The sequence below is a fragment of the Bacillota bacterium genome, assembly GCA_012837335.1.
In the GTDB taxonomy this organism is placed as follows: domain Bacteria; phylum Bacillota; class Limnochordia; order Darwinibacteriales; family DTU012; genus DTU012.
The window spans coordinates 1-11,840 of sequence record DURM01000074.1; the positions used below are offsets into that span (position 1 = coordinate 1).

Sequence of the window (11,840 nt, forward strand, 5' to 3'; positions counted from 1 at the left end):
GGCAGGTGAATGGAAATGTTTAAGACAAAAGCTAGGTGGATATTTATCGTTCTCTGTTTAACATTGATAGCAGGAGTGGGTGCTAGGGCAGTGCAGGCAGTGGAAACACAGACGATCCTTTATGTTGATGGGAGCAGGGAAACAGATCCTGCACAGAATCGGTATAAAACCATCACTGAGGCTGTTAATGCTGCTCCGGTTGCTGCCAATGAAGCCAGCCGCGTGATTATTGAAATAGCTGATGGAGTCTACCGCGAGCAACTTAGGATCAGTAAGCCCTACCTAACACTGCGGAGCGCGTCCGGCGATCCGACCAAGGTAGTCTTAACCTGGTATTACGGAATCGGGTATGTGTACAATAACATCGGTCCTGACGGATTTTATGATCCCAATGTTGACTGGAGTGCTGATTCTACCTGGGAAAGATTGACTCGCTATAACATCGGCGACAGCGTCAACTCCATCACTTATTACGATAAAAACGGTGTTCTCCATCGGAATAAATCCGTACAAGGCGGAGTCTTAGGAAAACCTGACCGCTGGGGCTGCGCAGTTAAGCTGGAACGCAGTGCCATCGGTTTTATTGCTGAAAATATTACTTTTGAAGCCAGCTTCAACTTCTACATCACTCAGGAAGAGCTGGATGCGGGCGTTGCACCGGAACCGCAGGCCAGCCCCAAGCCCAGCCGGGCCCATCTGCCGGCAGGGAGCACTGAAGTTGAACAGCAAAACTATATCGAAAGATCGGTTGCGCTCCACACTGATTCCGATCGGACAATTATCAGAAACTGCATTATTAAAGGCAAGCAGGACACTTTGTATGTGGGCAGTAACCGCATCTTGTTCGACAACTGCACTATTATAGGCGGAACCGACTATATTTTCGGTGGTGCCACCGCGGTCTTTAACAACTGCAGCCTGGTATTTGCCGGAAACGAAGACAATAACAATACCGGTACCATTACTGCCGGTTCCCACGCACCATCAGTTCAATACGGTTACCTGTTCTGGAACTGCACCGTTGATTACCGCCTGGATAAAACCCCCAAAGCTGGAAATTTTGGTCGCCCCTGGAGCAATCCTTTGGGAGCACAGATTACCTTCCACGGCACAACTATCAAGCAAATCAACAACGTGCTTTTGATTTCAAACGAAGCTTGGACCAATATGGGCAGCACGATGCGGGATGAAGCACGGTTTTATGAATATGGGTCTGTTGACGAAACCGGCGTGCCCATCAATACCCAGGGGAGGGTGATCAACAAGCTGGCACCCATGGGCACCGTTTTAAATGAGTGGCAGAGCTTGGAGTTTAATCCTTACAACTACCTTAAAGGCCGCGATGGATGGGATCCTCTCAACTTAGCATCCTTCTACGCAGAGATAAACAAGGTAGTAGATTCAGTTGCAATTGACACCGCTGTGGAAGGAGACAGCATTGCCCTTCCAAAAGCACCGGAAGGCTATGAGTTTGCGTGGACTTCCGACAGCGGATATGCTGTTGTCAACGCTGATCAAACTGCTGTTGAGATTATCCGGCCGGCTTATGGTGAACCGGCTGTTAGTGCAGGTGTTACACTGTATGTAAAAGATACAGCTTCCGGTTATGGGAACAAGAAAACAGTGACTTTTCCAATTGCAGCGAGAACGAATATAGAGGACACCTTTACAGCTGCGGGCACAGTTTCCCTGAATAAGGCGGCAGATGCTGCTGTGTCTGTAGAGCTGGTTTTCTCTCAAAATGGGGTAGTGATCAAAAAAACAGCGGTCCGGATTCCAGCCGGCGAAAAGAGCGCAGCCTACCGGGCAGAGTACCTGCCGGAAGGAGCTTACCAGGTTGAAATATCGGCAGCTCAAGGCTACAAAGTAACTTCGGGAGAAATTGTTAGTATTTCAGGTAGTGCCGGTGAAACCAAAGCCCTGGATGTCAAGGCTGCTGCGCTCACCACCGTTGTCATTGAAACTACTGACTTCACAGAACCGTGGGCGGTTCCAACTGCTAACGGTTCGCAGGCGGGCTTTGAGTTTACCAGATACGTCAGTACTGGCGCAGAAACAGCCAACCTCGGCACTGAGAACGCTGTTTATAAATTTACTAAGGTAGATGGTGTAACCATGCCTGCCAGTATTGGAGCGTATTGGGATCTGCTGGCTGCAGTCCAAGCTAACGGCGGGACTTTAGAGAATACCGATGTGCTGTGTTTCAGTTTCGACTTCCTAATGGAAACAGTAGATTACCTGCCGAACGATTACAGCTACTTCGATCTTGCTGCCAGCCGCAGCAATCAAGGCGGGAACAGCGCTGATTCGACCCGGTTTGTCAGATGGGGTGTGCACCGCAACTGGCAGCAGTTCAATATGTTCGGCGCCGATAACGCGCGAGTTAACGGCGATAAAACTCAGTTCCACATCAACGATACCATGGCTAATAAATGGTATCGAATTACAGCTGAGATTGATCTCAAGAATCAAGTGATTACCTCCACCCTTTACAACCGGGATGCGGGTAGAATTCTCAATCAAAAAGCCTTTATAATCGCCGCTCCTGATGGGGAGGGGAACAATCCAGCGTATCCGACGGCGGCTGATTTGACCAAAGGACTGTTTTTCAGCATCTATATGGATAATAAACGCACGCCGCACAAAATGGAATACTACTTTGACAACTTCCGGCTGGAGTATCAGGATTACGCAGACTGATCAAAAGCATAAAAAGAACGGAGATGGGCAGTAAGCTCATCTCCGTTTAGTTTAAAGCAGAATCAAGAATAATAATCCTACCACAACTCCGACCAATCCACCAAAAGTTGCGGAGTTCCCTTCGTTTAATTCTTGGGCGATGGGAAGCAGTTCATCAAAGACTAAAAACAGCATGGCTCCAGCGGCAAAGCCCAGCGCTGCTGATAAGAACATCTCCGAAACGCCGCCTAAATAAGCGCCGATCAATGCTCCTAAACCGGTTGGCAGACCAGCTGCGGCGCAGGTTCCAATGATTCGCAATGGACTGAGTCCTGCAGCTTTCATCGGGCCCGCCATTGCCATTCCTTCCGGGGCATCGTGCAGGGCCAGAATCAAAGCGATGCCGAGTCCTAGGCGTTCTGATGCTGCGTAACCAGCTCCGATTGCCAAACCCTCCGGCAGGTTGTGGAGGGCAATTCCAAGACCGATGAGGATGCTGGTTCTGATCAGCCGCTGCGTCTTTTTGCTCTGTCCTCCCACCGAGGTTACCTGCGCGTGGGGGACAAGCTGATCCAAGAGATAGATAAATCCACATCCAAGGATAAGACCGTATAAAAGTATCTGCAGGCTGCCGTATTCCAATGCTTCCGGGATTAAATCCTGAAATACAACTGCCAGCATTACTCCTCCCGAAAAAGACAGGACAAAACTCAATGTTCTTTTCTTCGGAGTTCGCAGCAAACTGATAATCAATCCACCTAAACCTGTGCCAAAACAACCGGCCACTGTTCCTAACAGCGCTGCCTGCCATATATTTGACATAATACTGTGCCTCCTGCGGTGAGAATAAAAGTCGTTTTCAGCGTCTGTATCTGATTCTAATCCTCTTCGGCCTGCTTGTCAATTGCAATACTTTCTTAACTAATTTATAATAAGGGAGTATACAACCACTCTAGGATTGGAGGACAACTGATTGAAGTACGAAGGCAGTAAAGTAACGGATATTAATCTAGCGTATATCGGCGGCGGATCACGGGGCTGGGCTTGGAGCTTTATGAGCGATTTAGCTGTGGAAGAATCTTTATCGGGTACAGTCAGGCTTTATGATATCGATAAAACCGCTGCAAAGAATAATGAGATTATCGGCAACCGCCTTTATGATCGGGACGATGTCAAAGGCAAATGGAAGTATCAGGCAGTTGCTACTCTTGAAGAAGCCTTGACCGGAGCTGATTTTGTAATCATCTCAATTTTACCTGCTACTTTCCAGGAAATGTGGTCGGATGTTCACACTCCCGAAAAGTATGGAATTTACCAGACCACCGGCGATACTACCGGACCGGGAGGTATTGTCCGGGCACTCCGTACTATTCCAATGTATGAGGAAATTGCTGAGAATATTAAAAAGTATGCGCCGGAGGCTTGGGTTATTAATTACACTAATCCCATGACTCTCTGTGTGCGCACTTTATACGAAGTATTCCCGGAAATCAAAGCTTTTGGCTGCTGCCATGAGGTTTTCGGCACCCAAAACCTGCTTGCCCGCGCTGTAGAAGAGTATCTTGGTGTGGAAAGACCGAGAAGAGACGAAATCAAGGTTAATGTATTAGGAATCAATCACTTTACCTGGCTGGATAAAGCAACTTATCAGGGGATGGATCTAATGCCCCTTTACGCTGATTTTGTCGACAAATATTATGAAGAAGGCTACCGTGATAATCAGCGTGTGAAATTTGACTTGTTCAAACGCTATGGATTAATCGCGGCAGCCGGCGACCGCCATTTGGTTGAGTTTTTGCCGGGCAAATGGTATTTGAAAGATAAGGAAACAATTGATCACTGGAAAGTGCGTATGGTCCACGTGCAGTCCCGAATTGACGGACTGAAAGAGCGAATGGCTAAAAGTGAGCGCCTGGTGAATAATGAGGAAGAGTTTGAACTGAAGCGCTCCGGAGAAGAAGGTGTTCGCCAGATCAAAGCTATTTTAGGCTTGGGAGATCTGGTCACCAATGTAAACCTGCCCAATTATGGACAGACGCCGGATCTGCCGGAAGGCGCTGTTGTGGAGACCAACGCTTTATTCTCTAAAGACAGCGTTCGCCCGGTTCAGGCAGGAACAATGCCAATCCCCGTTCGCAATCTCGTGATGCAGCAGGTATTGAACCAGGAAACGGTGCTCCGAGCTGCAATTAATCGCGATAAAGAGCTTGCTTTCCAAGCTTTCATTAACGATCCGCTGGTTACCATTGACTTAAAAGAAGCAAGGGCTCTCTTTGAGGAAATGCTGGAAAATACCAAGGATTATCTCCCTGGTTATGATATCTAGGATCAAAAAAAGGAGCTTCCGGATTACAGGGAGCTCCTTTAAAAATCCCTTATGCTTTTGCCCGTAAAGCGCGGGATGCATTGATTACAGCAATTATGGTTACACCTACATCCGCAAAAACCGCTTCCCACAGACTGGCCATTCCCAGCGCGCCCAAGAGCAGGAACAAACCTTTAATTCCTAGAGCTAGTCCGATATTCTGCCAGACAATCCTCCGAGTATACTTCGCTAAGCGGATGCTGGTACCGATTCTGCCCACTTCATCAGTCATAAACACTACATCAGCGGCTTCGATGGCGGCATCGGATCCTAATCCTCCCATAGCAATGCCGATATCGGAGCGGGCTAGAACCGGCGCATCATTGATTCCATCACCGATGAAGGCCAGCTTTTTATCTTCAGCTAAGAATCCCTCAATAAGCTCAACCTTGTCTTGAGGCAGAAGTTCAGCGTGGACCTGTTCGATGCCCAGCTCATTTGCCACTGCTTCCGCGTGCTCTTTTCTATCTCCACTCAGCATTACCAGGTTTTTAATGCCTAGTTTCTTCAGCTCAGCCACAGCAGCGGCTGAATCCGGCTTGATCTGATCCGCGACGATGATGTATCCTTTGTACTGACCATTAACTGCAGTATAGACAATCGAACCGATAGTGGTTACATCAGGTACTATAATATTATACTTATCCATAATCATGCGGTTGCCGATAATTACCTGCTGATCCTTAACCACAGCGGTGATGCCGTGGCCGGCAATTTCTTGGTAATCGCGGATTAAGTTTTGATCAATTGGCTTTTGGTATGCATCCCTAATTGCTTTGGCGATAGGGTGGTTGGAATAAGATTCAGCGTAAGCTGCGTACTCCAGAAGTTCTGCTTCCGATAAACCCTCAGCAGCGATTTCGTTAACTTTGAACTGACCCATAGTTAAGGTTCCGGTTTTATCAAAAGCAACAGTCTCTAAGTCGTTGAAAGCCTCAAGATAGTTGCTGCCTTTAACTAGGATCCCGTGGCGGGATGCTGCTCCAATTCCTCCGAAAAAGCTGAGAGGAATTGATACCACCAGAGCGCAGGGACAGGAAATAATCAAGAACACCAGCGCCCGATAGCTCCATTCGCTTAAAGATGCATCCGCTGATAACAGCGGCGGCAGAAATGCCAAGGCCAAAGCTAATAACACAACGGCAGGGGTATAATATCTGGAAAATTTTGTAATAAAGTTTTCGGTAGGTGCTTTCCTGCTGGCAGCCCCCTGCACCAGCTCAATGATTCTGGTGGCAGTGGAGTGCTGATAATCCTTAGTTACCTTGATGGTTAACAACCCGCTGGTATTGATACTGCCGCTGAAAACCTGATCACCTGCTTTTACTGAACGCGGCACTGATTCTCCAGTTAAAGCCGAAGTATCAAGTGCGGAAGTCCCTTCCATAACAACTCCGTCCAGCGGAACCCGCTCACCTGGCTTAACTACCACTAAGTCCCCGACCCTGACCCTTTCCGGCGAAACGGTGACTAATCCACTTTCAGTTTGGAGATGGGCAGAATCAGGCCGGATGTTTAACAGGGCTGAAATCGAACGTTTAGAGCGGTCTACAGCTAAATCCTGGAAGTACTCACCGATTTGGAAAAACAGCATTACCGCCACACCTTCTAGATACTCGCCGATAACAAAAGCTCCGATGGTGGCGATCGACATGAGAAAGTGCTCGTCAAAGATGTTTCCCCTAAAGATGTTGCGCACAGCTTTATACAGGATTTCGCCGCCCACTAACAGATAGCTGGCAAGATAAATTCCAAATGTTACCTGCAAAGAAAAGTCTGCAAAAAATGCTGCCGCTAACAGGGCAGTTGAACCAATAATCAGCATCAGCTGGGTATTAAACCATCCACTGGTTTCATGGTGACGGTGCCCTACCGCGCTGGCGAGATTGGTGACACTGGCGCAGGCGCTGCATTCAGTGCTCGCATGATCGTGATGGATGTGTTTTACAGTTGCTTGAGTGTTCCCCATAGTCAGCTCTCCTTACTGTTTCAATTAGCGATTGCCTTCATTGATGTGATCTAATCCTTGGCGGAATATTTCTTTAACATGGTCATCATCTAAGGAATAGTAAACCATTTTTCCGTCTTTACGGTAGCGCACCAGCTTTGACTGCTTTAAGACCCGCAGCTGATGCGATATTGCAGAGGAAGTCATGCCTAAAGCAGCGGCAATATCCCCAACGCACATTTCGGCCTGAAAGAGAGCAGATAAAATCTTAATGCGGGTTGAATCGCCAAAGGCTTTAAAGAAATCCGCTAAATCGTAGAGTGTTTCTTCAGGCGTCATGTTGGCCTTGACCTTTTCGACCGTTTCCGGATGGACCACATTCATATCTTCAGTCACGCAATCACCTCATTAATCTATATGTATACATATGAACGAGTGTTCATATATTCTGGTTTAATTATACCACCGGCAGTAGGGCTCGTCAAGGGGGCTGGGAAAAATAACTTTCGCAGGAATTAGTTAACATTATGTAGAATTTGAAAATAATGATGCCATAGAAGGCGAGGTCAACATCGAATGGATAAAGTCAAAGCTGGATTAGTATTTTTTTTAGCTGTATTACTGATGTTAAATGCGTCTGCAGCCGTATGGGCGCAGGATGAGGAGATTGTGGATCCACAGAGTCAGGAAGAAAGTGCAGGTGAGGCAGATCTTGAGAATGAGCCGATTGATCCCCTCCAGCAGGAGCTGGACAATCTGTCTCAGTATTTTGACCAGTATCTGCGGGAACAGATGGAGAATTACAATATTCCCGGATTGGCTTTTGCTTATGTGTATCAGGGCGAGGTTGTCACCGGGGGTTACGGATTTGCTGATATGGACAACGAGATACCTATTGACCCCAGCGCAACTCTCTTTCCCATGGAAGATATTGCCAAATCCTTCACAGCTGCTGCAGTGCTCCAGCTCAGCGAGCGCGGTGCTGTGGATTTAGATGCCGATGTGAACCTCTATCTAAATGATTTTATGCTTCCGGAGCGTTTTTCCCGGCCGCTTACTTTAAGAAACATATTGACCCATACCAGCGGCTTTGCGGAGTCAAGCATCGGTGCTTATGCTCTGGAAGCCGAGGATATCAAGCCGCTAAAAGATTACCTGGCTGACATTCCACCCTGGATTTATTCTCCGGGTAAAGCAAGTACCTATGGAGATTATGGATATGGGTTAGCAGGACTCGTCGTTCAGGAAATAAGCAGGGAAGATTTCGGTGAATACATGAAGCATAATCTGCTGGCACCGCTGGCAATGGACCAATCCATTTTTAGAATGGATGCCGCCGCGTCAGCTAATGCAGCTAAAGGTTATGTGGAAGTCTCCGGAGAATTGATCGCAAATGATCCGGCTTATCCCCGCAATCTGCCGGCAAGCGCACTGATGGGTACAGTTAGGGAGCTGGCAAACTTTCTAATCATGCATTTAAATGATGGTGTCTTTAATAACCGGCAGATCCTTTCAGAGGAAAGCCTGAATTTGATGCACAACCTTCAGTATGTCCAGCATCCCAAGCTTTCAGGCTGGACTTTAGGTTTGTTCCAGCATAAGGCTAACGGGCAGCGGGTGCTGATGCACGGTGGCGACAGCGAACTCGGCTATTCAACCATTATGTTTTTCCTTCCCGATGCAGATTTCGGCATGGTGGTAGCGATCAACCGCTGTATGCCAGCGTTGGGAATCAAGCTGATCAATGACTTTATTCACTGGCGTTATCCGGTAGAAAACTCTGGGCCGATCAAACCCGCCGAAAACGCTGTGGACAGATCCCGGTGGTTTATCGGCAACTATACTCTTGATTATCCGACCTGGAACAGCTTTGCCAGCTTACGGAGACTGTTTACTCAGATTCATGTTAACGTAGATGAAGCGGGGGTATTCCACATCGACTTTCCGCCCGAGCTCGATCTTCCAACTGAGTGGGTAGAGGTGGAACCGCTGCTGATGCGGGCTGTTGATCAGGAAAAATATATCGCCTTTATTGATGATCCTAAGGGAAATATTACCCATCTTTATGCCGGCGGAATCTACAATTACACAAAACTGCCGTGGATTAAGACAACCGAAGTGACCCTGATTGCTTTCTTAGCATTTACAGCGGTATTTGTTCTGCAGCTTCTGATTTGGCTGGTAAGAAAGATAAGAAACCGCCGCATGCGGACTAGACCTTTAGATCGGTTCCACCAGAACATGGCGATGCTGATCAGCGTTATTAATCTGCTGTTTATTGGTGGACTGGTGTTTTACCTCTGGAACTACTCGCAGGAGCTGCTGTTCGGCACCTCACCTGTTTTATACGGAGTAATGGCGCTGCCGTTTGTATCGATAGCTCTGACGCTGCTGCTGTTAGTTATAGGTTCAAGCATCAACAAGCGGCGCTGGTCATTCGGGCTGAGAGTATACCACTTTGGCTTAGGAACTATATTTGTAGCTTTCCTAGTTTATCTTTGGACTTGGAATTTGATAGGGTTTTAAAGTGTCTGCACCACTGATCTTGGTAAATTGGATTAGTGCGTGCCTTTTGCGTCTAAAATAGGGATTTAGCTGGAGAAATTGATAACAGCAACCACCGGTTGCGGCTTTTCCAGCTGGAGTATGTAGAACCGCAACTGATGTATTTGCTAAGATGATGCCAAATCAGAAGCATAAGAGGTGGTAAAATGAATTTGCATGAAAAAATACTGTACTGCCGTAAGCGAGCTGGATTGTCTCAAGAAGAACTGGGTAACAAAATAGGAGTTTCCCGCCAAGCAATTAGTAAATGGGAAACAGGTGAATCGGTGCCAGAACTAGGTAAAATAGTTCTTTTGGCGGATGTTTTTCAAGTGACAACAGATTGGCTGTTGAGAGATGGAGATGCGGATGAAGTAAATGCAAATGAGGTTGGAATAGAACAAGAAAACTGGGTGCAGTCGATCCCCGGTGTGTTGGGCAAAATGATTCAGAAGTATGGATGGCTGGTCGGTGTGTATTTGGCAGTCATGGGAGCACTATTTATGGCTTTTGGAATTGCGGGTAACTTAATGTTCAAGAGTTTTTTCAGGAACACACCGTTTTCTAACCAGTCTGTGCATTTTAACGTCCCAGGTAATGATCCTCTGGGTTTTGGATCAAGCTCTAATCCGGGTATGTATATAACAGGTTTTGTAATTGTTGTTGGTGCTGTACTCCTGATTGGAGGCACAATTTTAGCTGTTGTGCTCAAAAGAAAAGGCATTAATAAGATGTAGGAATGCACAAAAATATTTGGTTTAGGCACTATATTTGTAGCCTTGCTAGTTTATCTTTGGACTTGGAATTTGATAGGGTTTTATAGTGTCTGCACGCACTGATTCTGGTAGAAATACCGTGTTGGTGCGTGTTTCTATTTTCTTTAGGTATTCTGTAATACTTCTTTGATCTTTCTTTTTCAAAACCAAACAGTAAATGTATGTCGATACTTGCTTTCCTCCAGTGATTCTCTTCGGTATTGGAACGGTCTTTAATTAGTGTTCTTATCTTTTGGTATTTAAAGAACAGTGAGAATCATCCGTCTTATTAACGAAATGTTTGCTGGCGAAGGATTTATTGTTAACGTGTAAGATGTATTAGTAAATACATTTTTATGGTAAGGCAATGTGAGGTGTTAAATATGATGAATTTAGAATATATCGCCCACGTCGCCAAAGATGTCGATGGTAATTGGATTGAACCTCATTTGTTAGTTGAACATTTGGAAAAAGTGGGGGAAATTGCCGGTGAATTCGCATCTAAGTTTAATTCTAAAGAATGGGGAATGCTGGCAGGGGTTGTTCATGATGCTGGTAAGGCAAGAATGTCATGGCAAAAATATCTTCGGGTTAAAAGTGAATATCTTGTAGATGGTCTCGATTTAGCGGGTAGTGCTCAGAACGTTAGGCATGCAATTCATGGTGCAAAGCTTGTAGAAATCGTTCACGGAAAAGGAATTGGCAGAATTATCTCCTACTGTGTGGCTGGTCATCATGTTGGATTACAGGATTGGTCTAGCTCTGAAGGTGCTGGACAAGCTTCATTAGAGTTTCAGATGTCACAAGTAAAAGATCTTGAAGAAGTCCACCAGTTCGTTTGGAATAAAGCAAGAAGTATAAATAAACTTGTTCCACCTTGGATGTTTTCGATGGATAGCTTAGAAATGTCGTTATGGATTCGGATGTTATACTCTTGCCTTGTGGATGCAGATTTTTTGGATACCGAGGCTTATATGGAGCCGGAGCGATCCATAGAAAGAAGTGGATTTTGTTCAATATCCGAGCTGTTAAATCGGCTCAATCATTATAATGATCTATTGGTTCAAAAAGCGGACAACTCACCTTTAAACAGAATTAGGCGTGAAATACGCGAGAAATGTGTCCAGATGGGTAGACAACCGCAGGGTGTGTTTTCGCTTTCAGTTCCTACCGGTGGTGGAAAAACTCTATCAAGCTTAGCATTTGCTTTAGAACATGCTAAAAAACACAATCTCTCTCGGGTTATTTATGTAATTCCATATACAAGCATTATAGAACAAAATGCAGATCAATTTCGGAAAGCTTTAGGCGATGACCAAGTCATCGAGCATCATTCGAGCATTGATGAAGGCTCGTCGACATATAAATCGCGGTTAGCCGCAGAAAACTGGGATGCCCCTATAATTGTAACTACTTCTGTACAGTTTTTTGAATCCCTGTTTGCTAATAAATCTAGCCGGTGTCGCAAGTTACATAACATAGTGAATTCAGTAGTAGTTTTAGATGAGGCACAACTTTTGCCTGTTGGATACTTACAGCCAATCCTTGA

Annotated in this window: 8 protein-coding genes; 5 read left to right on the plus strand and 3 right to left on the minus strand. The window is 46.1% G+C overall.

Annotated features, from left to right (window positions below):
- Nucleotides 1-15: 15 nt before the first annotated feature.
- Complete coding sequence (locus tag GX019_10080) at nt 16-2,700, plus strand: hypothetical protein (GenBank protein HHT37508.1); 2,685 nt, start codon at nt 16-18, stop codon at nt 2,698-2,700.
- Nucleotides 2,701-2,751: 51 nt separating this feature from the next.
- Here GX019_10080 and GX019_10085 read toward each other — a convergent pair whose 3' ends face one another.
- The gene (locus GX019_10085) at nt 2,752-3,501 is read right to left on the minus strand and encodes a ZIP family metal transporter (GenBank protein ID HHT37509.1); all 750 of its coding nucleotides are present in this window, start codon (nt 3,499-3,501) and stop codon (nt 2,752-2,754) included.
- Between the two features lie 151 nt (nt 3,502-3,652).
- On the opposite strand from GX019_10085, the gene GX019_10090 reads away from it, so the two are divergent.
- On the plus strand, nt 3,653-5,005 hold the full coding sequence (locus GX019_10090) for an alpha-glucosidase/alpha-galactosidase (protein ID HHT37510.1): 1,353 nt from the start codon (nt 3,653-3,655) through the stop codon (nt 5,003-5,005).
- A 49-nt stretch (nt 5,006-5,054) separates the two neighbouring features.
- Here the strand turns inward: GX019_10090 and cadA are convergent, their stop codons facing one another.
- Both cadA and GX019_10100 read right to left on the minus strand, forming a co-directional pair.
- Entirely contained in the window at nt 5,055-7,013 is a 1,959-nt protein-coding gene (gene cadA / locus GX019_10095) for a cadmium-translocating P-type ATPase (protein HHT37511.1), read from the minus strand.
- A 24-nt stretch (nt 7,014-7,037) separates the two neighbouring features.
- Complete coding sequence (locus GX019_10100; GenBank protein HHT37512.1) at nt 7,038-7,376, minus strand: helix-turn-helix transcriptional regulator; 339 nt, start codon at nt 7,374-7,376, stop codon at nt 7,038-7,040.
- Nucleotides 7,377-7,616: 240 nt separating this feature from the next.
- On the opposite strand from GX019_10100, the gene GX019_10105 reads away from it, so the two are divergent.
- The 3 genes from GX019_10105 to GX019_10115 form a co-directional block, all read left to right on the plus strand.
- Nucleotides 7,617-9,518, plus strand: coding sequence for a serine hydrolase (locus tag GX019_10105; protein ID HHT37513.1), 1,902 nt, complete (start codon nt 7,617-7,619; stop codon nt 9,516-9,518).
- Between the two features lie 185 nt (nt 9,519-9,703).
- Complete coding sequence (locus GX019_10110) at nt 9,704-10,273, plus strand: helix-turn-helix transcriptional regulator (protein HHT37514.1); 570 nt, start codon at nt 9,704-9,706, stop codon at nt 10,271-10,273.
- 374 nt (nt 10,274-10,647) lie between these two features.
- A partial coding sequence (locus tag GX019_10115) for a CRISPR-associated endonuclease Cas3'' (GenBank protein HHT37515.1) occupies nt 10,648-11,840 on the plus strand: 1,193 nt, incomplete at its 3' end.

What these genes read in the sequence shown, in the direction of transcription:
- GX019_10080 (HHT37508.1), top strand. Translation starts at nt 16, where the DNA reads ATGTTTAAGACAAAAGCTAGGTGGATATTTATCGTTCTCTGTTTAACA.
- GX019_10085 (HHT37509.1), bottom strand. Translation starts at nt 3,501, where the DNA reads ATGTCAAATATATGGCAGGCAGCGCTGTTAGGAACAGTGGCCGGTTGT.
- cadA (HHT37511.1), bottom strand. Translation starts at nt 7,013, where the DNA reads ATGGGGAACACTCAAGCAACTGTAAAACACATCCATCACGATCATGCG.
- GX019_10100 (HHT37512.1), bottom strand. Translation starts at nt 7,376, where the DNA reads ATGAATGTGGTCCATCCGGAAACGGTCGAAAAGGTCAAGGCCAACATG.
- GX019_10105 (HHT37513.1), top strand. Translation starts at nt 7,617, where the DNA reads ATGTTAAATGCGTCTGCAGCCGTATGGGCGCAGGATGAGGAGATTGTG.
- GX019_10110 (HHT37514.1), top strand. Translation starts at nt 9,704, where the DNA reads ATGAATTTGCATGAAAAAATACTGTACTGCCGTAAGCGAGCTGGATTG.